The 24,938-nt window shown below is 69.6% G+C and carries 20 protein-coding genes and 1 riboswitch; of the genes, 9 read left to right on the top strand and 11 right to left on the bottom strand.

Annotated features, from left to right (window positions below):
* Positions 1-1,323: helicase HerA-like domain-containing protein (locus AC1DQJ_RS16500; protein ID WP_477605223.1), on the bottom strand; the 1,323-nt coding region annotated here is incomplete at its 3' end.
* Positions 1,324-1,642: 319 nt separating this feature from the next.
* On the opposite strand from AC1DQJ_RS16500, the gene AC1DQJ_RS16495 reads away from it, so the two are divergent.
* Together AC1DQJ_RS16495 and AC1DQJ_RS16490 are read left to right on the top strand one after the other, a co-directional pair.
* On the top strand, positions 1,643-2,779 hold the full coding sequence (locus AC1DQJ_RS16495; RefSeq protein WP_477605221.1) for an AI-2E family transporter: 1,137 nt from the start codon (positions 1,643-1,645) through the stop codon (positions 2,777-2,779).
* Positions 2,780-2,969: 190 nt separating this feature from the next.
* Complete coding sequence (locus AC1DQJ_RS16490; RefSeq protein ID WP_477605219.1) at positions 2,970-7,802, top strand: NAD-glutamate dehydrogenase; 4,833 nt, start codon at positions 2,970-2,972, stop codon at positions 7,800-7,802.
* Between the two features lie 189 nt (positions 7,803-7,991).
* Here AC1DQJ_RS16490 and purH read toward each other — a convergent pair whose 3' ends face one another.
* The 6 genes from purH to AC1DQJ_RS16460 all read right to left on the bottom strand — a co-directional run bounded on the left by purH (position 7,992) and on the right by AC1DQJ_RS16460 (position 16,317).
* Positions 7,992-9,584 (bottom strand): bifunctional phosphoribosylaminoimidazolecarboxamide formyltransferase/IMP cyclohydrolase, encoded by a 1,593-nt coding sequence (gene purH, locus AC1DQJ_RS16485; RefSeq protein WP_477605217.1) that lies wholly within the window; start codon positions 9,582-9,584, stop codon positions 7,992-7,994.
* Positions 9,585-9,609: 25 nt separating this feature from the next.
* A riboswitch (ZMP/ZTP riboswitch) is annotated at positions 9,610-9,693 on the bottom strand.
* 29 nt (positions 9,694-9,722) lie between these two features.
* The gene (locus AC1DQJ_RS16480) at positions 9,723-11,495 is read right to left on the bottom strand and encodes a heparinase II/III family protein (RefSeq protein WP_477605215.1); all 1,773 of its coding nucleotides are present in this window, start codon (positions 11,493-11,495) and stop codon (positions 9,723-9,725) included.
* 4 nt (positions 11,496-11,499) lie between these two features.
* Entirely contained in the window at positions 11,500-12,162 is a 663-nt protein-coding gene (rpe, locus tag AC1DQJ_RS16475; RefSeq protein ID WP_477605213.1) for a ribulose-phosphate 3-epimerase, read from the bottom strand.
* Between the two features lie 109 nt (positions 12,163-12,271).
* Positions 12,272-13,555, bottom strand: coding sequence for an RsmB/NOP family class I SAM-dependent RNA methyltransferase (locus AC1DQJ_RS16470; protein WP_477605211.1), 1,284 nt, complete (start codon positions 13,553-13,555; stop codon positions 12,272-12,274).
* Positions 13,556-13,707: 152 nt separating this feature from the next.
* Positions 13,708-15,354 (bottom strand): alpha/beta hydrolase, encoded by a 1,647-nt coding sequence (locus AC1DQJ_RS16465; protein WP_477605209.1) that lies wholly within the window; start codon positions 15,352-15,354, stop codon positions 13,708-13,710.
* Positions 15,355-15,450: 96 nt separating this feature from the next.
* Complete coding sequence (locus AC1DQJ_RS16460; RefSeq protein WP_477605207.1) at positions 15,451-16,317, bottom strand: alpha/beta fold hydrolase; 867 nt, start codon at positions 16,315-16,317, stop codon at positions 15,451-15,453.
* 115 nt (positions 16,318-16,432) lie between these two features.
* On the opposite strand from AC1DQJ_RS16460, the gene AC1DQJ_RS16455 reads away from it, so the two are divergent.
* Together AC1DQJ_RS16455 and AC1DQJ_RS16450 are read left to right on the top strand one after the other, a co-directional pair.
* A complete protein-coding gene (locus tag AC1DQJ_RS16455) occupies positions 16,433-16,633 on the top strand; it encodes a DUF1674 domain-containing protein (RefSeq protein WP_477605205.1) in 201 nt (66 codons plus the stop codon).
* An 88-nt stretch (positions 16,634-16,721) separates the two neighbouring features.
* Positions 16,722-17,222: a hypothetical protein gene (locus AC1DQJ_RS16450; RefSeq protein WP_477605203.1), complete on the top strand. Its 501-nt coding sequence runs from the start codon at positions 16,722-16,724 to the stop codon at positions 17,220-17,222.
* Positions 17,223-17,358: 136 nt separating this feature from the next.
* Here the strand turns inward: AC1DQJ_RS16450 and pyrF are convergent, their stop codons facing one another.
* On the bottom strand, positions 17,359-18,066 hold the full coding sequence (gene pyrF, locus AC1DQJ_RS16445) for an orotidine-5'-phosphate decarboxylase (RefSeq protein ID WP_477605201.1): 708 nt from the start codon (positions 18,064-18,066) through the stop codon (positions 17,359-17,361).
* Between the two features lie 79 nt (positions 18,067-18,145).
* Here pyrF and AC1DQJ_RS16440 point away from each other — a divergent pair, with 79 nt between their 5' ends.
* Positions 18,146-18,838 carry a MarC family protein gene (locus AC1DQJ_RS16440; protein ID WP_477605199.1) on the top strand — a complete coding sequence of 231 codons (693 nt, stop codon included), beginning with the start codon at positions 18,146-18,148 and terminating at the stop codon, positions 18,836-18,838.
* A 269-nt stretch (positions 18,839-19,107) separates the two neighbouring features.
* On the opposite strand, the gene AC1DQJ_RS16435 is transcribed toward AC1DQJ_RS16440, so the two are convergent.
* A complete protein-coding gene (locus tag AC1DQJ_RS16435; RefSeq protein WP_477605197.1) occupies positions 19,108-19,911 on the bottom strand; it encodes an SDR family NAD(P)-dependent oxidoreductase in 804 nt (267 codons plus the stop codon).
* A gap of 195 nt (positions 19,912-20,106) precedes the next feature.
* Between AC1DQJ_RS16435 and AC1DQJ_RS16430 the strand changes: the two genes are divergently transcribed.
* Positions 20,107-22,023 carry a potassium transporter Kup gene (locus AC1DQJ_RS16430; RefSeq protein ID WP_477605195.1) on the top strand — a complete coding sequence of 639 codons (1,917 nt, stop codon included), beginning with the start codon at positions 20,107-20,109 and terminating at the stop codon, positions 22,021-22,023.
* Positions 22,024-22,368, top strand: a complete 345-nt coding sequence (locus AC1DQJ_RS16425) for a hypothetical protein (RefSeq protein WP_477605193.1) — start codon at positions 22,024-22,026, stop codon at positions 22,366-22,368.
* A gap of 3 nt (positions 22,369-22,371) precedes the next feature.
* Here AC1DQJ_RS16425 and AC1DQJ_RS16420 read toward each other — a convergent pair whose 3' ends face one another.
* Positions 22,372-22,833, bottom strand: coding sequence for an Lrp/AsnC family transcriptional regulator (locus tag AC1DQJ_RS16420; protein WP_477605192.1), 462 nt, complete (start codon positions 22,831-22,833; stop codon positions 22,372-22,374).
* Between the two features lie 111 nt (positions 22,834-22,944).
* On the opposite strand from AC1DQJ_RS16420, the gene AC1DQJ_RS16415 reads away from it, so the two are divergent.
* Positions 22,945-24,177, top strand: a complete 1,233-nt coding sequence (locus AC1DQJ_RS16415; RefSeq protein WP_477605190.1) for an argininosuccinate synthase — start codon at positions 22,945-22,947, stop codon at positions 24,175-24,177.
* Here AC1DQJ_RS16415 and AC1DQJ_RS16410 read toward each other — a convergent pair.
* Positions 24,174-24,380, bottom strand: coding sequence for a KTSC domain-containing protein (locus AC1DQJ_RS16410; protein ID WP_477605188.1), 207 nt, complete (start codon positions 24,378-24,380; stop codon positions 24,174-24,176). The two genes, AC1DQJ_RS16415 and AC1DQJ_RS16410, sit on opposite strands and share 4 nt — an antisense overlap.
* 129 nt (positions 24,381-24,509) lie before the next feature.
* Here AC1DQJ_RS16410 and AC1DQJ_RS16405 point away from each other — a divergent pair, with 129 nt between their 5' ends.
* Positions 24,510-24,914 (top strand): MAPEG family protein, encoded by a 405-nt coding sequence (locus tag AC1DQJ_RS16405; RefSeq protein ID WP_477605186.1) that lies wholly within the window; start codon positions 24,510-24,512, stop codon positions 24,912-24,914.
* Positions 24,915-24,938 lie beyond the last annotated feature (24 nt).

Here is a 24,938-nt window from a genome sequence, read left to right as displayed (position 1 = left end):
GCCCCAGGGCGAGCTCTGGGCCGGCGGCGCCTGGGCGGCGGCGGCGGCGGACTCGGCCCGCGACTTCAGCACCTCGAAGGCGCTTTCGCGGTCCTTGGTCGTGTCATAGAGCCCGCGCACCGGGCTGGCGGCCATCAGCGCCGCCCGCTCGGCCGGGGTGATCGGCCCCAGCCGCGAGACCGGCGGCCGGATCAGGGTCTTCTGCACCACCGTGGGCGCGCCCTTCTCGTCGAGCACGCTGACCAGGGCCTCGCCCACGCCCAGGCCCTGGATCGCCTCGGCGGTGTCAAAGGCCGGATTGGCGCGGAACGAGTTGGAGGCCGCCTTCAGCCCCTTCTGTTCAGTCGGCGTGTAGGCGCGCAGGGCGTGCTGGATGCGGTTGCCCAGCTGGCCCAGCACCGTCTCGGGAATGTCGGCCGGGTTCTGGGTGACGAAAAAGACCCCGACCCCCTTGGAGCGGATCAGCCGCACCACCTGCTCGACCTTCTCCAGCAGCGGCTTGGGCGCGTCGCGGAACAGCAGGTGCGCCTCGTCGAAGAAGAAGGCCAGGCGCGGCTTCTCCGGGTCGCCGACCTCCGGCAGTTCCTCGAACAGCTCGCTCATCAGCCACAGCAGGAAGGTCGCATAGAGCCGCGGGCTGGCGATCAGCTTGTCGGCCGCCAGGATGTTCACATAGCCGCGGCCCGAGCCGTCGGTGCGCATGATGTCGGAGAGCTGCAGCGCCGGTTCGCCAAAGAAACCGCCGCCGCCCTGGTCCTCCAGCACCAGCAGCTTGCGCTGGATGGTCGCCACAGTCGCCGGCGAGACGTTGCCGTACTTGGCGCCCAGCTCCTTGGCGTGCTCGGCGGCGAAGCTCAGCGCCGCCTGCAGGTCCTTCAGGTCGAGCAGCAGCAGGCCCTCGTCGTCGGCGGCCCGGAACACCACCGTCAGCACGCCCTCCTGCACGTCGTTGAGGTCCAGCATCCGCGAGATCAGCAGCGGGCCCATCTCCGAGACCGTCGCCCGGATCGGATGGCCCTGCTCGCCGAACAGGTCCCAGAACACGGTCGGCGCGGCCTGCGGGTTGAGCGTCAGCCCCATCAGCTTGGCCCGCTCCTCGAACTTCGGATTGGGCCCGCCCGGCTCGGACACCCCGCAGAGGTCGCCCTTCACGTCGGCGGCGAAGACCGGCACCCCGGCGTCCGAGAGACCCTGGGCCAGCACCTGCAGCGTCACGGTCTTGCCGGTCCCGGTCGCCCCCGCCACCAGGCCGTGCCGGTTGGCACGATTGAGCAGCAGGTGTTCCAGATGATCGGAGAACCCGATCAGGACGCCGTCGGACATGTCTAACTCCGCAACTTCACGTTCGGCGAAGCTAGCCGCCCGCCGCCGCCAGCGCGATAGGCTTTGCACTTCGTGTCATCCCGGTTTCGGCCATCGGTTGGCCGTCGTGTCTTTCGGGGTCCCGCCTCCCGCTGAAACGCCGACCACGAAACACGATTGCCGAATTTTCTGCGGAAGAGGTGAGGATCGACCGCAGGACTGCGTCTTGACGGCATAGACACTCCCCATGCCTGGCAAACAGGGGTAGGGATGGTCAAAATTGACGCGGCAGGCCCTGACACCGACAGTCGCCCAGGGAACCACCACCGCAAGAAGAACCATGCCTGTCCAAGCTTCAGAGTCCGCCACGGTCCGCGCTTCGCTCGTCATCCTGGCGACGATCGCCACGGGCGCGGCCCTGTATTGGCTGCGCGGGATCCTTACGCCGCTGGCCCTGGCGATGTTCCTGGCGGTGATGGTCGATGGCTTCGCGAGGGTGCTGCGCGCACGACTGCCCTGGATCAGCGCCAAGGCCGCCCTGCCCACCGCCATCGTGCTCATGGTGCTGCTGTTCGGGGTGTCGGGCCTGGTCATCGCCGACAACGCCACCGACTTCGTCGGCCAGCTGGTCACCTACACGCCGCGGCTGAACAACCTGATCGCCCAGGTCGCGGGCCTGCTCGGGCTGGCGGTGCCGCCGACCATCAGCGAGCTGTTCGCCCAGCTCAACCCGGGCGCCTATCTGGCCGACGTCGCCAAGGGCCTGCAGGGCTTCGCCTCCGACGCCTTCTTCATCCTGATATATCTGGGCTTCATCATCGCCTCCCGGAGGGGCTTCCAGCGCAAGGTGGTCGGGCTCTTCCCGCACCAGGCCGAGCGGCAGGAAGCGATGGCGGCCTTCCTCCGCATCCGCGACGGGGTGGAGCGCTACCTGTGGGTCCAGACCGTCACCGGCCTGATCATCGCCGTCTCCTCCTGGATCGCCATGGCGGTGATCGGGCTCGACAACGCGATCTTCTGGGCCTTCCTGATCTTCATCGCCTCCTACATCCCGGTGATCGGCGGGGCGGTCGGCATCCTGGCGCCCCCGATCTTCGCCCTGCTGCAGTACGACAGCTTCTGGCCGGCCCTGATCCTGCTGGGCGTCCTTCAGGCGATCCAGTTCGTGGTCGGCAACATCGTGCTGCCGCGCATGCAGGGCGACAGCCTGAACATGGACCCGGTGGTGGTGCTGCTCAGCCTGGCCTTCTGGGGCGTGATCTGGGGCATGGCCGGGATGTTCCTGTCCACGCCGCTGACCGTCATGGCCATGGTCATCCTGGCCCAGTTCAACGGCAGCCGCTGGTTGGCGGTGCTGCTATCGGCCGACGGCCAGCCCGAGAAGCTCCGCCACAAGTCACCCTCGGGCTCGCCCGACGAACTGCCTGTGCCGGACAGACGTTCCCGACCGTCACGCAAGCGTGAACCTAAAAGCTGAAAATTAAGGCCTTCAACTTGTTCGCTTCCTCCCTATCTAAGGTCCGTTCGGGCCAGTCCCGAATTCTAGGCGGCTCAGGCGTCAGCCCCCGCCGCTGCGAGCCCCAAGCGCTCCGCCTTTCCCCCCAGGGCGGAGCCACGCGCCGCCGGACTCTCTCCTCCGGCGGCGCCCTCGCATCGGGGGTCTTCCAATGAGCAAGCGACCCAAGCTGACCACCGCCCAGCGCGGCCTGGTCGCGGCCTTCACCGAGCTGGCCGGCGACGGCCCCTCCGCGGCCGCCTTCATCGCCCAGGCCGCCGAGGATGCGGCTCCCGACGAATTGCCCGAGGTTCCGACCAAGGTCCTGGCCGCCGTGCTGGCCGACTTCTGGAGCTTCGCCGCCGCCCGCAGGAGCGCCGCCCCGGTGATCCGCCTGGCCGCCATCGACGGCGCGCCGGGTCTTGAGCGTCTCGAGATCCTGCAGGACGACGCCCCGTTCCTGGTCGACAGCGTGATGGGCGAGATCGCCGACCAGGGCCTGTCGGTGCGCGCCATGTTCCACCCCGTCGTCGAGGTCGCCCGCGACCGCAAGGGCGCCCGGCTCGGTGTCGGCGAAGGCCGCCGCGAGTCGATGATCCAGGTGATCCTGGAACGGGTCGGCGCCGACCGCGAAGCGACCCTGGTCGCCGGGATCGAGGCCGCCTTGGCCGACGTCCGCGTGGCGGTCGAGGACTTCCCCGCCATGCTCGACCTGATGGCCCGCACCATCGCAGAACTGGAAGCCATGCCGACCGCACCCGGCCGCGATGAGGAGCTCGAGTTCCTTCGCTGGCTGCGCGACGAGCACTTCGTCTATCTCGGCGCCCGGGTCTACGAGTACCCGCGCCTCAAGGACGGCGGCTACGCCAAGGAAGAGCCGCTGTTCCAGCCGCATGACGGTCTCGGCGTGCTGCGCGATCCGACCCGCACCGTACTGCGCCGCTCGTCCGAACCGGCTCTCCTGACGGCCCAGGTCCAGGCCAGCCTGACCGGCGGCCCGGTCACCGTCGCCAAGTCCAACCTGCGCTCCCGCGTCCATCGCCGCGCCTACATGGATTATGTCGGGGTCAAGCGTTACGGCGCCGACGGCAAGCCGTCCGGCGAGATCCGCTTCGTCGGCCTGTTCACCGCCGAGGCCTATGACGAGCCCACCCACATGGTGCCGCTGGTCCGCGCCAAGGCCGCCCGAGTGCTGTCGCGCGCCGGCAAGATTCCAGGCAGCCACAACGAAAAGCGCCTGCACAACATCCTCGAAACCTATCCGCGCGACGAGCTGTTCCAGGCCTCGGAAGACGATCTGCTGGCCAACGCCCTGGGCATCCTGCACCTCTACGACCGGCCGCGCGTGCGGCTGTTCGAGCGCCGTGATCCCTTCGACCGCTTCGCCTCGGTGCTGCTGTTCGTGCCGCGCGAGCGCTACGACTCCGACCTGCGCCAGCGGGCCGGCGAGATCCTGGCGGAAGCCTATGGCGGCCGCGTCTCGGCCTACCAGCCGGCCTTCCCCGACAGCCCCCTGGCGCGGGTCCACTTCATCATTTCCTTCCGGCCCGGCGACCACCTCGAACCCAACCTGAAGTCGGTGGAGGCGCAGATCGCCGCCGCCGCCCGCACCTGGGAGGATCGCTTCGCGACCGCGGTGCGCGCCTCGGGCCGCGCCACGCCGCAGGTGGCCGACATGGTCGGCCGCTACGCCGAGGCGTTCACCGCCGGCTATCGCGAGCGCTACGACGCCGCCGAAGCCCTGGCCGACATCGCCGTGATCGAGAGCATGGGCGAGCGCGAGCCTGTCCGCGTTCGCGCCTTCCGCCGCGCCGCCGACTCCAAGACCCAGCTCCGCTTCAAGCTCTACCGCCCGATCTCGCCCGCGCCCCTGGCGGACGTCCTGCCGATCCTCGAGAACATGGGCCTCAAGGCCATGGTCGAGACCGGCTATCCGATCATGCCGGCCGGCGGCCGGCGGGTGTACGTCCACGAGTTCGAGCTCGACGACCAGCACGGCGAGCACCTGGTGTTCGAGGACGTGAAGCAGGCGTTCGAAGACGCCTTCACCGCCATCTGGACCGGGACCACCGAGAGCGACGGCTTCAACCGCATGGTGCTGGAGCTGTCGATCTCCTGGCGCGAGGCGGCGCTGATCCGCGCCCTGGCGCGCTATCGCCAGCAGTCGGGCCTCGACCCCAGCCAGCGGGTGCAGGAGAACGCGCTCTCCAACCATCCGGGCGTGGCGCGGCTGATCCTCGACCTGTTCCGCACCAAGTTCGACCCGGCCATCACAGCCGGCCTCTCCGAGCGCACCGCCCAGGCGGTCCAGGTGATGGACGAGATCGTCCAGGCCCTGCAGCAGGTGGAAAGCCTCGACGACGACCGCGTGCTGCGCCGCCTGGCGCTGCTGGTCGGGGCCATCAAGCGCACCAACTACTACCAGCTCGGCGAGGACGGTCAGCCCAAGCCCTACATCAGCTTCAAGGTGGCCTCCGGCGAGCTGGCCGACCTGCCGCTGCCCAAGCCCTACCGCGAGATCTTTGTCTGGGCGACGCACATCGAGGGCGTCCACCTGCGCTTCGGCCCGGTCGCCCGCGGCGGGCTGCGCTGGTCCGACCGCCGCGACGACTTCCGCACCGAAGTGCTCGGCCTGGTGAAGGCCCAGCAGACCAAGAACGCGGTGATCGTGCCGGTCGGCTCCAAGGGCGGTTTCTATCCCAAGCAGCTGGCCAAGGGCGGCGCGCCAGACATGATCCGCGCCGAGGCGGTCCGCGCCTACAAGACCTTCCTGCAAGGCCTGCTCGACATCACCGACAACCTCGATCCCGAGGGCAAGGTGGAGCGGCCGGCCGGCGTCGTCGCCCATGACGGCGATGATCCCTACCTGGTCGTCGCCGCCGACAAGGGCACGGCGACCTTCTCCGACATCGCCAACGGCGTGGCCGAGTCCTACGGCTTCTGGCTGGGCGACGCCTTCGCGTCCGGCGGCTCGGCGGGCTACGACCACAAGGAGATGGCGATCACCGCCCGCGGGGCCTGGGAAGCGGTCAAGCGCCACTTCCGCGAGCTGGGCAAGGACATCCAGTCCGAGCCCTTCACCGTGGTCGGGGTCGGCGACATGTCCGGCGACGTGTTCGGCAACGGCATGCTGCTGTCCACCCAGATCCGGCTGCAAGCGGCCTTCGACCACCGGCACATCTTCCTCGACCCCAATCCGGACGTCGCCAAGTCGTTCGCCGAGCGACAGCGGATGTTCGAACTGCCGCGCTCGTCCTGGGACGACTATGACCGCAAGTCGATCTCCAAGGGCGGCGGCGTCTTCGCCCGCAGCCTGAAGTCGATCCCGCTGTCGCGCGAGGTCAAGGCCATGCTCGGCGTCAGCGCCGACAGCCTGCCGCCGGCCGAGCTGATGAACGCCATCCTCAAGGCCCCGGCCGAGCTGCTCTACCTCGGCGGCATCGGCACCTATGTGAAGGGCCAGCGCGAGAACAACGCCGAGGTCGGCGACAAGGCCAACGACTCCGTCCGCGTCAACGCCGGCGACCTACGGGTCAAGGTGGTGGGCGAGGGCGCGAACCTTGGCCTCACCCAGGCCGGGCGTATCGAGTTCGCCCTGCGCGGCGGCCGGATCAACACCGACGCCATCGACAACTCCGCCGGGGTCGATTCCTCCGACCACGAGGTCAACATCAAGATCCTCACCGGGACGCTGGAGCGCACCGGGGTCCTGGACCGCAAGAAGCGCGACAAGCTGCTGAAGTCGATGACCGACGACGTCGCCGCCCACGTGCTCGATCACAACTACGACCAGACCCTGGCGCTGTCGCTGATGGACCTGGACGCGGCCGGAGAGCTCGAGCCCCACGCGCGCTACATGGCCCACCTGGAGGCCCGCGGTCAGCTCGATCGCGCGGTCGAGGGCCTGCCTGACGCCAGTGTGATGGCCGAGCGCCGCCAGGCCGGAAAGGGCCTGACGCGGCCCGAGGAAGCGGTGCTGCTGGCCTATGGCAAGCTGGAGCTGAAGGGCGACATGGCCCACAGCACGGTGGCCGACGACCCCCATTTCGAGGGTTTGCTGGAAGGCTACTTCCCCAAAGGGGTGCGCAAGTACGACGACGCCCTGCGCCGTCACCGCCTGCGCCGCGAGATCATCGCCACCGTGGTCGCCAACGACGCCATCAACCGCTGCGGGCCCTCGTTCCCGACCCGGCTGCGGGCGGCTGCGTCCTGCGACGTGAGCGCCTTCGTCACCGGCTACGAAGCCGCCAAGGCGGTGCTGGGCCTGCCGGCCCTGTGGGACCAGGTGAGCGCGCTCGACGGCAAGATTCCGGCTGCGGGCCAGATGGCCCTCTATCGGCGCCTGGCCTACACCCTGCGGGGCGAGACCTTCTGGCTGGCCCGCCGCGCGGCCCGCAACGGCCACAGCGTCAGCGCCCTGATCCGCCAATACGGCCCTGGCGTCGCCACCCTGAAGAAGCTGATCCCCGACATCCTCTCGCCGGTCGAGCGCGAACGCCTGGACGTCCAGCTGACCAGGCTGACCGACGCCGGCGCGCCGCATGGCCTGGCCCTGCAGGTCGCCAACCTGCAGCCGCTGACCGTGGCCGTGGACCTGGTCGACCTGGCCGAGGCCTCGAGCTGGACCCTGTCCGACGCCGCGCATGTCTATCGGCAGGTGGGCGAGGTCTTCGCCTTCGACCGGCTGCGCGCCGCGGCCGGCGGCTTCACGGCCGGCGACACCTTCGAGCGCATGGCGGTCCGCCGCCTGGTCGAGGACCTGCTGGCCGAGCAGGCGGCGGTCACCCGCGAGGTGATGGCCTTCTGCGGCAACGCCCAGGCCGGTGAGAGCGACGCCGCCGCCCATGCCGGGATCATGTCCTGGGCGGCGCTGCGCCACGACGCCGTCTCCGCTGCCCGCAAGGCGATCGAGGAGATCGAGTCCGCCGGCGGCCAGTGGAGCTTCGCCAAGCTCACCATCGCCAGCGCCGCCCTGCGCGCCCTGTCGACGGTGGACGGGAAGTAAGGGCGGCCGCAAATCCTCCCCCTCTGGGGGAGGTGGCTCGCCGCATCGCGGCGAGACGGAGGGGGTCTGCTGACTCAGCAACCCCCTCAGTCGGCCCTTCGGCCGACAGCTTCCCCCTTGGGGGAGCATCTACCTCCGCACCCACAACTCCCTCGCCCCCTCGGGGAGAGGGCTTGCTGAGCTGCAGTCCTAGTGCCTGAACACCCGCACGCCGGTGAACACCATGGCCAGGCCGCGCTCGTCAGCGGCTTCGATCACCTTGTCGTCGCCGATCGAGCCGCCCGGCTGGATCACCGCGGTGCAGCCGGCGTCAGCGGCCTGCAGCAGGCCGTCCGGGAACGGGAAGAAGGCTTCGGACGCACAAGCAGACCCTTTCAGGTCGAGCCCGAAGTCGGCGGCGCGGAGGGCGGCGATGCGGGCCGAGTCCTTGCGGTTCATCTGACCGGCGCCGACGCCCAGGGTCTGGCCGTTGCGGGCGTAGACGATGGCGTTGGACTTCACGTGCTTGGCGATGGTGAAGGCGAACAGCATGTCGCGCACTTCCTCGTCGGTCGGCGCGCGCTTGGTCACCACCTTCAGGTCCGCGGCGGTCAGGTGCGCCGTGTCGCGGCTCTGCACCAGGAAGCCGCCGGCAACCGAGCGGAAGGTGTCGCCGGCCTCATGCGGGTCGGGCAGACCGCCGGTCGTCAGCAGCCGGACGTTCTTCTTCTTGCGGAACAGCGCGACGGCGTCCTCGTCGGCGTCGGGGGCGATCACCACCTCGGTGAAGATCTCCAGCACCTTGGCCGCGGTGGCCGCGTCCAGCTTGGTGTTGAGGGCGACGATGCCGCCGAACGCGCTGGTCGGGTCGCAGGCCAGGGCGCGCTCGTAGGCTTCGGCCAGGCTGCCGCCGGTGGCCACGCCGCACGGGTTGGCGTGCTTGATGATCGCGCAGGCCGGAGCCTTGGCGGGGTCGAACTCGGCGATCAACTCATAGGCCGCGTCGGTGTCGTTGATGTTGTTGTAGCTCAGCTCCTTGCCCTGGAGCTGCTTGGCGGTGGCGACGCCGATCCGCGGATTGGGGAAGCGGTAGAACGAGGCTTTCTGGTGCGGGTTCTCGCCATAGCGCATGGTCTGCACCAGCTCGCCGGCATAGGCCCGGCGGCGCGGGGCTTCCTCGCCCAGTTCCTTGGCGAACCAGGCCGAGATCGCCGCGTCATAGGCCGCGGTGCGCGCATAGGCGCGGGCGGCCAGGCTCTTGCGCAGCGCCAGCGAGGTCGAGCCGGCGTCCTTCAGCTCGGCCAGCACGTCTTCCAGGTCGGCGATCTCGGTGCAGATCGCCACATAGCCGTGGTTCTTGGCCGCCGAGCGGACCATGGCCGGGCCGCCGATGTCGATGTTCTCGACGCAATCCTCGAAGCTGCCGCCCTTCGCGACCGTGGCCTCGAACGGATAGAGGTTCACATAGACGATATCGATGGCGCCGATGCCGTGGTCGGCCATCGCCTTGGCGTGCTCGGGCGCGTCGCGCACGCCCAGCAGGCCGCCGTGCACGATCGGGTGCAGGGTCTTCACCCGCCCGTCCATCATCTCCGGGAAGCCGGTCAGCTCCGAGACGTCCTTCACGGCCAAGCCGGCGTCGGCGATCGCCGCGCGGGTGCCGCCGGTCGAGACCAGCTCCACGCCGGCCGCGGCCAGGATCTTGGCGGCCTCGACCAGGCCGGTCTTGTCGGAGACCGAGATCAGCGCCCGCTTGGGAACGACGCGGTCGGGAGCGGGGGGGAAATTCGGGGCGGCGGGCATGGCAGTCTCCTTGAGCGGTTCAAAAGGAAATTGCCCAGGCGAGCGGCGTCTATAAAATCCGCGCTCCCCGGTGGTCGCCCACCTTGTTTCGCCAGTCACGCGGAATGGCCGGGGCTTTAGGCCCGCACAGCCCCAGCGTCAATGCGCCCCGGCGTCGTCCTTCGCCGCAGCCGCCACGGCGACGGCCGGCTTGGCCGGCGCGGCGCTGGCGAATTTCCAGCGGACCTTGGCCCCGGATTCCGCCCGCGCCTGGCCGCGCAGCACGATCTGCTGGGCGCGGCGCGGCTTGCCCTCCTGGAAATAGACCGAGGTCTCGATGTCGGCCGAGTGGGCGTCGTTGCGCAGCCACCAGCCGTGATCGTCCTCGCTGGTCCGCAGCAGCACGCTCTTGCCGTCCCGCGCCAGGCTGGCGCTGACGTCCGGGTGGACGTGGAAGGTGATCTTGAACGGGATGAAGCGGCGGCCGGCCTCGCCCTGGTCGCCCTCGCGCAGCGGGACCAGCACGTCCTCGCCGCGCAGCTCGTCGGCCCCGAGGTCGAGATAGAGCCGCCGCTCGTGGCGCAGGCCGAACCGCCGCGCCCAGCCGTCGTGGGCCAGCTCCAGCCAAAGCGCCTGCTCGGTTTCGTAGCGACGCGCCTCGACGGTCTCGTAGGCCCCGATCAGCCGCGGCCCCAGGGCCTCGGCGGGAAAGCCGCGCAACGGCTCGCCGCATGGCTCGTCGGCGATCGACAGGGTCGAGGAGGCGTCGACCAGCCGTAGGGCCGGCGGGCCGGCAGCCTCCGGCGACCAGGCGCTGGCGGCGATCAGCCGGCGGCCCTCGGCCAGCACCTCCATGGCCAGCGGCTGGGCGCAGGCGGTGACGCTCCAGGCGCCCGGCGCCGGCGGCGCGGCGTCGGCGAAGATCTGCAGGCTGGCGCCTTGCAGCCGGTGGTAGCCGTTGCGGGAGGCCGGCACGCGGCCGCCCGCCGCCGCGTCCGCCGCTCGCGCCGCGGCGACATAGGCCTTGGTTCCGGCCTCGCCGCCTTGCAACTCGGGCAGGGCGCCGTCGGCCAGGGTGAAGAACCGCACCGCCCCGGCCAGCCGGTCGATGGCGCGAGACATCTCCTCGGGGGCCGGGCGGCCGCGCTGGTGCAGCGCCTCGTCCAGGATGCGCAGGTCGAACAGGAGCTCCAGCGCCGCGCGCGGGCAGCGGCTGGCGTGGCCGCCGTCCGGCTGCACGCTGACCGGCAGCGCCTTGGCCAGCCTCGCCAGTCCCTGGGCCATCAGCTTCTCGCCCGCCTCGCCGGCCAGCACCGTCCCGGCCAGGGCGGCGGCGCAGGCGCGCTCGGCCTCGCGCACCGGACCGTCGGACAGCGAGGCCAGGTGCCGCGCCTGCCGGGCCAGGTCCAGCGCGATGGCGGCGGACTCCATGTCCGAAGCCTTGTCGCAGATGATCTTGGCGGCGCAGGCGAGGTTGAAAACCCGCCGCTCCAGCACGTCCGCCCGCCAGGCGAAGGCGTTCCAGCGCCCGAACAGGCCGCGCCAGTCGAGCGTCAGCCGCAGGGCCTCGGCGACTCCCGGCTCGCCCAGGGCCAGCAGGTCGCGCATCCAGTCGAAGCCGTGCAGGCCGACCGCGAAGCCGTGGCTGGGACTCGGCCGGTCCCAGGGGTCGCCGCCGCCGCCGACCTCCATCACCACGCCCGAGAACACATAGTGGCCGCCGGCCAGGATCTTGCGCCCGGCCTCAGGGGCGGCCGGCCGCAGGTCCTTCGGCGAGATGGTCAGGCCTTCCGGCCGCGGCCGCGCCAGCAGCCCGCGATGCATCGGCGAGCCGGCCCACTCGGCCCGTCCCTGGCGCACCACGCCATGGGCGATGGCCAGGCCCCAGAGGCCGGCCGGTTTCAGGAGGTTCGCCGGAGGGCCGCCGGCCACGCGGTCAGCCGCCCTTCAGGGCGCGGATGTTCTCGGCGTACTTGGCCGGGCCGCCCTTGAACACGGCGGTGCCCGCGACCAGCGCCGTGGCGCCGGCCGAGACGCAGAGCGGCGCGGTCTCCGGCGTCACCCCGCCGTCGACTTCCAGCTCGATGTGCTTGCCGCTGGCGTCGATCATCTTGCGCAGGGCTTCGATCTTGCGCAGCTGCGAGTGCATGAACTTCTGGCCGCCGAAGCCCGGATTGATCGACATCACCAGGATCAGGTCGATCTCGTCCATCATCCACTGGATGACGCTCGGGTCGGTCGAGGGATTGAACACCACCCCGGCCTTGGCCCCCAGCTCGCGGATCCGCTTCAGGGTGCGGTTGAGGTGCGGGCCGGACTCCGGATGCACGCTGATATAGTCGGCCCCGGCCTCGCGGAACGCCTCGAGATAGGGATCGGCCGGCGCGATCATCAGGTGCACGTCGAACGGGATCTTCGCGTGCGGCCGCAGCGCCTTCACGATGTCCGGGCCGAGCGTGATGTTGGGCACGAAGTGGCCGTCCATCACGTCCACATGCACCCAGTCGGCGCCGGCGGCTTCGATGGCCGAGACTTCTTCGCCGAGCTTGGCGAAGTCGGACGCCAGGATGGACGGGGCGATGATCGGGGCGCTGGTCATGTGCTTCGATTAGCCAAGGGTTGAGTTCGCGACAAGATTAAGACGCCCGCCTCAGAGCGGCTTGAGGAAAAGTGCGATACGGTTTTCCGCCCGCAACCCGCTCACAGCTCTAGGACGTTCGGCGAAGCCGCGCAGCATAGAACCCGTCCTGCCCGCCTTCACGGTGGTGCGGCAGCAGCCGAAGGGTTCCGTCGGCCAGCAGGCTCGCCTCCGGCGCCCCGGCTTCGCCCGGCGCCGCCGCGACCAGCTCGAAGTTCGGATGGCGGGCCAGGAAGCCGGCGATCTGGGCCTCGCCCTCCTCCGGCTCCAGCGAGCAGACGCAGTAGACCAGCCTGCCGCCCGGCTTGACCCGTCCGGCGGCGCTGTCCAGCAGCCGGCTCTGCACCCCGGCCAGCGCCGCGACGTCGCCGGGACGCGCGGCCCACAGCACGTCGGGATGGCGGCGATAGGTGCCGGTGGCGCTGCACGGCGCGTCCAGCAGCACGGCGTCGAACTGCCGCGCATCGGCCCAGTCGCCGGCGTCGGCGGCCACGACCTCGGCGCTCAGGGCCATCCGCTCGAGGTTCTCCTTCACCCGCGTCAGGCGGGCGGCCGAGCGGTCGACCGCGACCACCTGCGCGCCGGCCGCCGCGAGCTGCAGGGTCTTGCCGCCCGGCGCGGCGCAAAGATCGAGCGCGCTCTCGCCGGCCTGCAGGTCCAGCAGGCGCGCGGGGATGGCGGCGCTGACGTCCTGCACCCACCAGGCGCCTTCGTCATAGGCCGGCCAGGCGGCGACATCGCCCTTGCGGGCGGTGCGCAGGGTCGGGCCTTCCAGCACTTGGGCTTCGAGTTCCGCGGCCAGACGCTCGGCCTCGGCGGCGGATTTCAGCGACAGGTCGGTGGCCGGTTCGTCGGCGATCAGCGCGGCCATCGCCCGCGCCGCTTCAACCCCGAACGCCGCGCTCCAGCGCGCGAACAGCCAGGGCGGGCAGAGGGTCTCGGGGTCGGCGAGCTCCGGCGGCTCGCGCAGCATCCCGCGCAGCACGCCGTTGACCAGGCCCTTGAAGGCCCGGGTCGAGGAATGGCTGGCCGCCAGGTCGACGCTGGTGGTCACCGCCGCGAAGGCCGGCACGTCCATCAGGAAGGCCTGGGTGACGCCGATCCGCAGGATGTTGCGCACCGCCTCGGGCGGCGGCTTGGCCAGGCGGGCGTCCAGCGCCTTCTCGATGGTCCCCAGGCTGCGCAGGGTGGCCATGGCCAGCGCCATGGCGAAGCCGCGGTCGCGCGGGGCCAGCGCCTTGAACCCGGGGCGGGCGAGGGCTTCGTCGAGCCCGGCGCGGCGGGCCAGGGCGGCGGAAAGGATGTCGATGGCGGCCCGGCGGGCGGGCAGGCCAATGTCGCGGTCTTCGTTCACCGGCGCGGCGTGCCCTCAAAGAGCTGCCGATGCAAGGGAAAGACGCAGTGAGCGAAGATCCTCCCCTTTTGGGGGAGGTGGATCGATGCGCAGCATCGAGACGGAGGGGGCCCGCAGACTCCGCAATCCCCCTCAGTCAGCCGCGCAAACCCTCACCGATCGGCCATCGCCGCGCGCAGCCGCGCGTCGTCCTGCGCCGACCAGTTCGGCGGCTCCGTCACTGCCGTCCAGGCGTCGATATAGTTGGCGGCCGAGAACTTGTGCCCGCGGCCCGGCGGCAGGGTGTCGGCCACCGCCGTGTCGACCACCAGCTGCAAGGCGGTGACGATCGGGATCCAGCGCAGCGACGGCGACACGTCCGGCCCGCGCGGCGCCTCCAGCCAGGCCGGACGCCGCCACAGGGTCGCCGGATCGATGAAGGTGATCGGGTCGCTGGCGTACTGGACGTAGACGATCCGCATCGGCCCCCAATGCGCGCCCGGAATGTCCAGCTGGTTGTGTTGGTTGGTGAAGCGCACCACCGAGCCGTCGCCGAACCTCGGCAGCCAGACCGGCGATCCCGGCTCGCGCGCCGCGGTGACCCGCCGCCACATCGCGCTCTGGAACGGCGGTCCGCTCCACATCGCCCCGTCGAACGGATCGCCGACCACCCGCAGCAGGTCGACCGAGCCCTGCGAGTTCTGCGCCCCCAGGCTCAGCCCGTGCAGATAGAGCCGCGGACGATGCTCGCGCGGCAGGGTCGTCCAGTGGCCGTAGATCTCGTCGAACAGCGCCTGGGCGGTGTCGGCCCCCTTCTCCGGCTCGGTCAGCAGCGACAGCCAGCTGAACAGGTAGGAGTACTGCACCGCCACGCTGGCGACGTCGCCGCGGTGCAGATACTCCAGGCTGTCGGACGCAGCCGGATCGATGAAGCCGCTGCCGGTCGGCACGATGATCACCAGCACCGAGCGCTCGAAGCCGCCGACCCGCTTCAGCTCCGCCAGGGCCAGCCTGGCCCGCTCGCGCGGGCTGTCTGCGGAGTTCAGCCCCGCATAGACCCTGATCGGCTCCATCGCCGGGGTCCCCAGCAGGCCGGTGATCTGCGCCCCGCTCGGCCCAGTGACCACGAACTCGCGGCCGCGCCGTCCAAGGTCCTTCCACCCGACCAGCGAGCTCGGCCCGCCGGTCTTCATCGGGTCCAGCGGCCGGGCGACCTCGGGTTCCATCAGCGCGTCGAGCTCGCGCAGCGAACTGTCGGCCGCCCCCAGCGCAAACCGGATCACCACCCCGTCCAGCACCGCCCAGAACAGCAGCAGCCCGAAGGCCGCGCCCAGCAGGTTGGCCAGCCGCGGCGGCAGCCGCCGGCGCAATCGCGCTGAGGCCCGGCGCGCCACCCATTCCACCAGCCGCGCCAAGGCCAGCAGCACTACGAAGGCGAGGATGGCGATCAGCCCGACCAGGATCGGATTGGACCCGTCGGCCGGCCCCATCTCCAGCGCCGCGCGGACCGAGTCCTGCCAGCCCGCCGCCAGCCACAGGAAGACCAGCGCGCTGCCCGCCGCCAACGCCTGCACCACCCGCCGCAACGGCCGCGCCCAGCGCGCCGGCGGCCCGGGAAGCTGCAGATAGCGCCACCCCCGCTCGCCCAGCACGCCGAGCCCGTAGCCGATGGCGAACGACAGCCCCGACAGCACGCCCTGCAGCAGGTAGGTGCGCGGAACCAGGCTGGGGGTCAGCGACGCCGCAAACAGCAGCGCCCCCAGCAGCAGCCCGGTGTTGGACAGCCGGGCCGCCGCAAGCCGCGCAAGGATGCTTCCCATGCCGCGACGCTAGGCGGCGCTCGCAAGCGCGACAATCAGGCCAAGCCCGGGGGCTCCTTTTCCTCCCCCGCTACGCAGGGGAGGAAGAGGCGCCCGCTACTCTGCCAGGAACGCTTCCGTCTTGCGCATGAAAGCGTCGAGCTTGTCGTGGTGCACCCAGTGGCCGGCGCCTTCGAAGTTCACCAGCCGGGCGTTCTTGAAATGCTTGATGCGGCCGTCGACCACCGGATCGGAGGCCCAGGACTCCGTGCCGCGGACCAGCAGCACCGGGGCGGTGATCTGGCTCCACAGGTAATGCTGGTCATCGTGGGACAGGCCGCCGACGCCCCAGCGGGAGTGGTTGTCGAACTTCCACGAATAGGTCCCGTCCTCGTTCTGGTGCGCGCCATAGATCGTCAGGTGGCGGGCCTGCTCAGGCGACAGATGCGGATTCTCCCCGGCCATCCGGGCGATCGCCTCCTCGATGGTGGCGTAGCGGCGCGGGCTGCGGCCGGAGTTCTCGCGGCGGTCCTTGACCCAGTCGCGCAGCCGCTGATCGACGGTGCGTCTCGCCTGCTTGGCCTGCTCGGCGGGCGACGGGCCCAGGCCCTCGATGGCGACGATCTTCTTCACCTGGTCGGGGAATGCGCCGCAGTAGTTCAGCGCCACCCCCGCGCCCATCGAGTGCGAGATGATGGTGACCGGGGCCATGTTCTTCTGATGGATGATCTGCGCCAGGTCGTAGATGTAGGCGGCGTTGTCATAGCCGCCGCCGATCGCCCAGCCGCTATCGCCGTGGCCGCGCAGGTCCGGCGCGATGATGTGGTAGCGGTCGCGCAGCCGCTCGGCGACCCAGTCCCAGTTGCGGCAATGGTCGCGCCCGCCATGCACCAGCAACAGCGGCGGCGCCCCCTCATTGCCCCAGTCGACATAGTGCAGCCGCAGCCGCTGCGAAAAATAGAAGTGGGACGTCGGGCCTTCCATGGTGCTCTCCGCGCTGAACGCGGCGAGGCTTAGCACCGGCAGGCGGGGCGGCTCTACTGCTGAGGGCGCCGCCCTGCGACTAGCGCTCCCGCACCCAACGCCCTAGATCAGCCCCATGAGCCAAGACCTCCCGCCCAACGCCGCCCCGGGGAAGGAACTGACCCCGGCCGCCCGCCGCGCCCTGGAAGAGGCCGCCGCGCGCCATGCCGCGGACGCCGAGGCCAAGGCCCGCGCCGCCGAGCTGGGCGGGCCGACCGGTCCCGAGCCGACCCGGTTCGGCGACTGGGAACGCAAAGGCATCGCGGTTGATTTCTAGGCGCTAGGGCTCCCGTCCCAGGGGCAAAGCGTCGCCGCGGCCCTGCGAAGGCGTTAACCTCTGGCGGCAAGCCCCTCGGAGACGCCCCATGCGCCCTGTCCTGAGCCTGATCCTCGGCCTCTCGCTCGTCGGCGGCGCAGCAGCCGGCGCCCAGGAATTCCAGCAGTGGGGCGACGCCCAGAACGGTGGCTCGCGCACCACCAGCAGCGGCCCGACCGGCCAGGGCGGCCACTTCCAGGAAGAGGTGGTCCGCGAGTGGAACAGCCAGCCGCAGGACGTCCGCCAAGCGGGCGGCGGCTACGGCGGCTATGAAATTCCCACCTACGGCTACGCCTCGCAGAACTACGGCTGGCCCGGCCACGGATTGATCGCCGGCGGCGGCGAGATCAGCCTCGGCTATGTGAACGGCGACGGCGGGGTCGGCGGCGTGCCGTGGACCGGCCCGATGGGCGGCTATTACTACCCCGGCGGCGGCTGGGACCGGGACTGGGGCCGTCGCGGAGTCGGCGGCTGGCGCGGCGGCGCCTGGTCGGGCGGCGGTTCGACCGGCGCCAGCGCCTCGTCCTCGACCACCGTCCAGATCCGGTAACGGGCTGCAAGTTCCTCCCCCGCTGGGGGAGGTGGCTCGGCGCAAAGCGCCGAGACGGAGGGGGCCTGCTGACACAGCAATCCCCTCAGTCAGCCATTCGGTCCCCCAACGGGGGAGCAACTGGGTGGAGCGGCCCTTAGACCCCCGCCATCTCCGCGGCCACCCGCAGCGCCGCTTCGCGCGGGTCGTTGGCGGCGGTGATCGGCCGGCCGCAGACGATATGGCTGGCGCCGGCGCGCAGGGCGTCGGCCGGGGTCGCGGCTCTCGCCTGGTCGTTCTTGGCCGACCAGTCGGGGCGCACGCCCGGCGTCACCACCAGGAAGTCCTTGCCGCCCAGCTTGCGGGCCAGTTCGGCCTCGTGCGGGCTGGCGATCACCCCGTCAGCGCCGGCGGCGATGGCGTGGTGGATGCGGCGCTCGACCAGCGAGCGGGCGCTCTCATTGAACCCCATCTCGATCAGGTCGGCGTCGGTCAGGCTGGTCAGCACGGTGACGCCGAGGATCTTCAGGTTCGAGCGGCCCTTGCCGCGCACCGCGGCGGCCAGCACCTGCGGCTCGGCGTGAACGGTCAGGAAATCGCAGCCGGCCTCGGCCAGCACCGCGGCCGAGCGCTGAACCGTGGTGCCGATGTCGTGCAGCTTCCAATCGAGGAACACCTGCTTGCCCTGGGCCTTCAGCTCTCGGGCCAGGTCCATGCCGCCGCCGGTGGCGAACAGCTCCAGGCCGATCTTGTAGAAGCTGACCGCGTCGCCCAGCGCCTCGACCGCGGCGCGCGCCTCGGCGACGGTGGGCAGGTCCAGCGGGACGATCAGGCGCGGATCGGCGGGGGCTTGCACGGCGCTCATGGCGGCATCCTTCCAGGCAGGCGCGCGGCCACCATCGCAGGTGGTCGGCGGTCGCAGCGAATTGGGCTAAGACCGCTGCATGAGCCAGTGGGACTTCGCCGTCAACTTCTTCGTCGCCCTGTTCGCCCTGATCGATCCGATCGGCAACGTGCCGCTGTTCGCGGCGGCGACCAACGGGGTGAAGAGCCGCGATAGCCGCTGGATCTCGGTCTACATCGCCCTCTTCATGCTCGGCTTCCTGACCTTCTTCTACTTCTCGGGTCTGGCGCTGCTGGAGTTCTTCGGCATCTCGCTGGCGGCGTTCCGCATCGCCGGCGGGGTGATCCTGTTCCTGCTCGGCCTGGAGATGGCCCGCGACGACTTCACCGCGACCTTCGCCGACGCGGCCGACGCGGACTCGCCGCCCGGCGAGGGCCGCGCCCACGCCCGTCGCCGCTTCGAGCGGATGATCGTCCCGTTCGGCATGCCGCTGCTGATCGGCCCGGGGGCGATCTCGACGGTGGTGATCTACGCCAGCGAAGCCAAGAAGTTCGGCCTCGGCGGCGCGGCGGTCGGCTTGGTGGTGATCGCCGGCATCTCGCTGGTCACCATGCTGATCTTCTGGGCCACCCCGCTGATCAGCAAGCTGCTCGGCCGCATCGGCCTGACCATCGTGGTGCGGGTGCTGGGCCTGATCCTCTGCGCCCTGGCGGTGCAGTTCATTCTCTCAGGCATCGGCGAGTCCACCGCCGGGGTGATCCTGCGCGAAGCGGCTGCGCCGTACACGAAGTAGGTCCACCTCAGTTCCTCCCCCGCTGGGGGAGGTGGATCGGCGCGCAGCGCCGAGACGGAGGGGGCCGACAACAGGAGGCAATTCCCCCTCAGTCAGCCATGCGGCTGACAGCTCCCCCAACCGGGGAGCATCGGCAAGGCCAGCCACCGGCAGCTTCCTGCGAGTCCGCGACCGGAAACCTGCCGACACCCCGCCCTATCGGCAGGATCCGCGGCGTTTTATCGGCAGAAACCGGCCTTATCGGCAGCGTCTCCGAGGCGCTCGGCCGATCAGACCTTGCCGCGGATCCGCGGTCCCTGCGAGGCCATCAGCGCCAGGGCCCACTCGTCCGGCAGCAGCTTGGCGGCGGCGGCGATGGCCTTGTTCGGCGCGCCGGGGACGCATATCGGCCGGTTTGCCTCGGCCGCCTCATAGCCGGCGGCGGCGACCTCGTCGGCTCCCAGCCACAGCCAGGGCGGCGCGGCGCGACTGATCTGGTCGCGGGTGTCGTTGACGTCGTGGAATTCCGAATAGGTGAAGCCGGGGCACAGCGCGGTGACGTGCACGCCCTTTTCGAGGTTCTCCAGGTGCAGGCTCTGCGAGGCCTTCACCAGATAGCTCTTCACCGCCCCGTAGAGCGTCGCGCCCGGCGAGCCGGGGATCAGTCCGGCCAGCGAGGCGACGTTGACGATGCGGCCGAACCGGCGCTCGGCCATGCCCGGCAGGACCCGATAGGCCAGCTGCGTCGGTGCGGTCAGCATCACGCGCAGGAGGGCCTCGTGGGTCTCCCAAGGGGAGTCGGAGAAGGCGCCGGGGACGCCGTAGCCGGCGTTGTTGACCAGGGCGTCGGCCGAGCGGCCATGAGCGGTCAGGTGATCGAGGATCTGGCCCGGCGCTTCGGGATCGGCCAGGTCGGCGGCGATCACCAGGGTCTCGACCCCGTGCTTGAGGCGAATCTCCTCGGCCACCTTTTCCAGGCGCTCGGCGCGACGGGCGGTGAGGGCCACGTCGTAGCCGTGGCTGGCGTAGATCTTCGCGAACGCCGCGCCGATCCCGGCCGAGGCCCCGGTCACCAACGCCAATCTGCGGTCCATTTAAGCCCCTTGCCCTGCAACCTGAGCCGAAGGTGGCGAAAGACTGGCGAAGGTCAAGCTGCGCGCCTTGGACGTGTCGCGGCGGCGTGACGCGGGCACGTGGCGATTGTACGTTGGTCGGATTGGGTGTACTCGCGCCCGCCGTTGCGGCATCGGGCCGCGTTTGGGAGCCGCATGGGTTCCCGGAGACCTTGAATGGCTGACTCAGCCGCCGTCGCTCAAGAAGCGACCGAGGAATCTCATTCTCACAAGCGGGAAAGCTTCGCAGCCCTGGCGCTCGGCGCCCTCGGCGTGGTGTTCGGCGACATCGGCACCAGCCCGCTCTATGCGATGAAGGAAGCCTTGCACCACTCGCGTTCGGGCGGGGCCAGCCAACTGGCCGTGCTGGGCGTGGTGTCCCTGGTGCTGTGGGCCTTGGTGTTGATCGTCACCATCAAATACGTCGTCTTCCTGATGCGGGCCGACAACAAGGGCGAGGGCGGCACCCTGGCGCTGATGGCCCTGGCCCAGCGCCATCTGCCCAAGCGCTCCACCGCCGTCTTCTTCCTGGGCGTGATCGGCGCGGCGCTGTTCTACGGCGACGGGGTCATCACCCCGGCCATCTCGGTGCTCTCGGCGGTCGAGGGCCTGAAGGACGCGCCGGGCATCGGCCGCGGCATCGAGCCGTATCTGGTCCCGATCGCCGCCGGGGTGCTGGTCGCGCTGTTCATGGTCCAGGCGCGCGGAACCCATCGCGTGGCCTTCTTCTTCGGGCCGATCATGGCCCTGTGGTTCCTGGTCCTAGGCGGGCTGGGCGTGCTGCACATCACCGACGACTGGTCGATCCTGCGGGCGCTGAACCCCTGGTATGGCGTGCGCTTCCTGCTGCACGACGGCCTGGTCGGCTTCGTCATCCTCGGCAGCGTCTTCCTGGCGGTCACCGGGGCCGAGGCGCTCTACGCCGACATGGGCCACTTCGGCCGCGGCCCGATCCGCGTGTCGTGGCTGACCTTCGCCCTGCCCTGCCTGGCGCTGAACTATCTGGGCCAAGGCGCCAATGTGCTGGCCCATCCCGAGTCGCGCTTCAATCCGTTCTGGGCGATGGTGCCGGAGCTGGCCTACTGGCCGGTGCTGGTGTTCGCCACCGCCGCCACCGTCATCGCCAGCCAGGCGGTGATCACCGGGGCGTTCTCGATGACCCAGCAGGCCGTGCAACTGGGCCTGCTGCCGCGCATCGACATCCGCCGCACCTCCGAGACCCAGGCCGGCCAGATCTACGTGCCGCAGGTGAACACCTATCTGATGATCGGCGTGCTGGTGCTGCTGTTCACCTTCCGCAACTCCTCCTCGCTGGCCGCCGCCTACGGCATCGCGGTCACCGGCTCGATGTTCGTCGACACTCTGCTGTTCTTCGTGATCATTCGGCACATGTGGAAGCGCCCGGTCTGGCAGGCGGCGCTGGGCGCAGGCGTGTTCGGCGTCATCGACGTGGTGTTTATCGGCTCGAACCTGTTGAAGATCCCGGATGGGGCCTGGCTGCCGCTGGTGATGGGCGCGCTGCTGGTGGTCATCATGTGGACCTGGACGCGGGGCGCTCAGATCCTCTCGGAGAAGACCCGGCGCGACTCCGTGCCGCTGATCGAGCTGTCCGAGATCCTCAAGGCCCGGGCGCCGCACCGCGCGCCCGGCACGGCGATCTTCCTGACCTCCGACCCCGACATCGCCCCGGTCGCCCTGATGCACAACCTCAAGCACAACAAGGTTTTGCACGAGAAGAACATCATCCTGACCATCGTCACCACCGAGACCCCGCGTGTGCGCGAGGACGACCGCATCCGCATCGAACCGGTCAACGACGACTTCAAAAAAGTCTTCATCTCCTATGGTTTCATGGAGAGCCCTAACCTGCCGAAAGCGCTGGGCCTGTGCCGCAAGCTCGGCCTGAAGTTCGACATCATGGCCACCAGCTTCTTCCTAGGCCGGCGCTCGATCATCCCGTCGGCCCAGTCGGGCATGCCGCTCTGGCAGGATAAGATCTTCATCTTCCTGATGAAAAACGCCGCCAATCCCACCGACTTCTACAAGATTCCCCCCGGCCGCGTGGTGGAGCTGGGCACCCAGGTAAGCGTCTAGATGAGTTTCCTAAGCATCGCCGCCGACGTCCTATGGATCATCGCGCTGTCGATAATGGCCGGCGGCGCGCGAGCGGCCTGGCGGCGGATCGACCCGCAGACCAAGGTGCCGATGCAGGGCAATTGGCGGCTGCCCCGCGACATCGCCCTGACCCTGCCGGTGGCCATCGCCTTCCTGTTCGGATTGGCCCTTCTCTGGGGCCACCGCAGCGCCCCGGACCTGACATACAGCGTCATCCTGTTCGGGCTACGCGCCACCTTGGCGGCGATGATCGCCGTCATGCATCTGCAGTGGCTGAAGGGTGCGCTGGAGACGCTGGAGTCGGAAGGCGCGCTTAAGCCCTGACGCTCAGGGCAGCGGGATCTCAAAGCTCCGCTTCACGGTCTCCATCGGTACGTCGGTCTTGACGCTCTGGACGCTCGGGATCCGCGTCAGGTGGTCGGCCTGGAAGCGCCAGTAGCTGTTCAGATCCGCGGTGACGATGCGCAGCAGGGCGTCGCACTCGCCGGTCGTCAGATAGCACTCGACCACTTCGGGAAAGCGCCGCACCGCCTCGGCGAACTGCTGGGTCACCTCGGCGTCCTGGGTCTTGAACCAGACCCGCGCGAAGACGGTAAGCCCCACCCCCAGCTTGGCTCCGTCGAGCACCGCCACATAGCGCTCGATGACTCCCGCATCCTCGAGCAGGCGAACCCTGCGCAGGCACGGCGAGGGCGAGAGCCCCACCTCTCTGGCGAGGTCGATGTTCTGCATGCGGCCGTCGCGCTGCAGGGCGCGCAGGATGCGCCGATCGATGGCGTCGAGTTTCATTGGCGCTGAATGCCTTCAGACAGACCCCACGTGGAATCTGGCGCCAATATCGCGCGGATTGTTGGCCAATTTGCAATCCAATTGTTTTGATCTTGGCGTAGTTTGCCGGCCATGAGCACGAGCAAGCCCCCCGTCAAAAAAGTCGTCCTGGCCTATTCCGGCGGGCTCGACACCTCGATCATCCTCAAGTGGCTGCAGACCGAGTACGGGGCGGAGGTCGTGACCTTCACCGCCGATCTCGGCCAGGGCGAAGAGATCGAACCGGCCCGCGCCAAGGCGATCGCTGCCGGCGTGAAGCCCGAGAACGTGTTCATCGAGGACGTGCGTGAGGAGTTCGTGCGCGACTTCGTGTTCCCGATGTTCCGCGCCAACACCGTATATGAGGGCCAGTACCTGCTCGGCACCTCGATCGCGCGGCCGCTGATCGCCAAGAAGCAGATCGAAATCGCCCGCAAGACCGGCGCTGACGCGGTCAGCCACGGCGCCACGGGCAAGGGCAACGACCAGGTCCGCTTCGAGCTCGGCTACTACGCCCTGGAGCCGGACATTCACGTGATCGCCCCCTGGCGCGAGTGGGACTTCAAGTCCCGCGAAGCGCTGCTGGACTTCGCTGAAAAGCACCAGATCCAGATCACCAAGGACAAGCGCGGCGAGGCGCCGTTCAGCGTCGACGCCAACCTGCTGCACTCCTCGTCCGAAGGTAAGGTGCTGGAAGACCCGGCGGTGGAAGCCCCCGAGTTCGTCCACATGCGCACCATCGCGCCGGAAGACGCCCCCGACGCGCCGACCGTCTTCACGATGGACTTCGAGGCCGGCGACCCCGTCGCCATCGACGGCGTGAAGATGAGCCCGGCCACCCTGCTGGCCAAGCTCAACCAGCTGGGCCACGACAACGGCGTCGGCCGCCTCGATCTGGTCGAGAACCGCTTCGTCGGCATGAAGTCGCGCGGCGTCTATGAGACCCCCGGCGGCACCATCCTGCTGGCCGCCCACCGCGGCATCGAATCGATCACCCTCGACCGCGGCTCCATGCACCTGAAGGACGAGCTGATGCCGAAGTACGCATCGCTCATCTACAACGGCTTCTGGTTCGCCCCGGAGCGCGAGATGCTGCAGGCCGCCATCGACCACAGCCAGAAGATGGTCACCGGCCAGGTTCGCGTGAAGCTCTACAAGGGCAACGTCGCCGTCATCGGCCGCACCAGCCCTTACTCGCTCTACGACCAGGACCTGGTCACGTTCGAGGAAGGCAAGGTTGCCTACGACCACCGCGACGCCGCCGGCTTCATCAAGCTCAACGCGCTGCGTCTGCGGGTGGCCGCCAAACGCGACCGTCGCGGTTAGGCGTCAAGCTTGTTGTAGGGATACTGGTCGCGGATTTCGTAGGCGAAGAACTGGCCTTTCGAGTCCGCGTCCAAGAAGCTGCGGTGCACCTCGCCCGGGACGCCGACATAGACGTAGAGATCGCCGTCATGGAACGTTACGAACAGCTTCGACTTCTCGGCATCGTAAGTGATCTCGCGGATAGCTTCGGAGTCGACCTGCATGGCGGGCCTCCTTTTCCGTGGGCCGCTAGATAGCGCCAACCGGCGGCAGGAGTTCCCCAGCACTGCGGCGCATGCCAAGCTGCGCCATAACCGCCGCGCAACGCGCAGGCGGGCAATTCAGGGGGAAACATGCAACCGCACAGCTACGTGGCGTTGGTCACCATTGCCGCTCTGCTCACCTATTTCTGGATGGGGATCCGGGTCGGCCAGGCCCGCACAAAGACGGGCATCGCCGCGCCCGCCATGTCCGGCGACCCAACGCTCGAGCGCGCCATCCGCATCCATTACAACACGCTCGAAGCCCTGCCGCTGTTCCTGGCCGGCCTGTGGCTGTTCGCCATCTATTGGAACGACCTGTTCGCTGCGGCCATGGGCCTGGTCTGGATCGTCGGACGGGTGGTCTACGCGCTCGGCTACGCCGCCGATCCTAAGAAGCGTGAAGTCGGCTTCCTGATCCAACTGGTCGCCACGGCGGTGCTGGTGTTTGGGGCCGCCGGGCGGATCATCTGGACCCTGGCCACCGTCGGAGCCTAGAGCCTGCCCCGGCCGCTGCCCCCG

It is taken from the genome of Phenylobacterium sp. P4_E10 (genome assembly GCF_056401675.1).
This window is presented reverse-complemented; position numbering and strand designations above follow the sequence as displayed.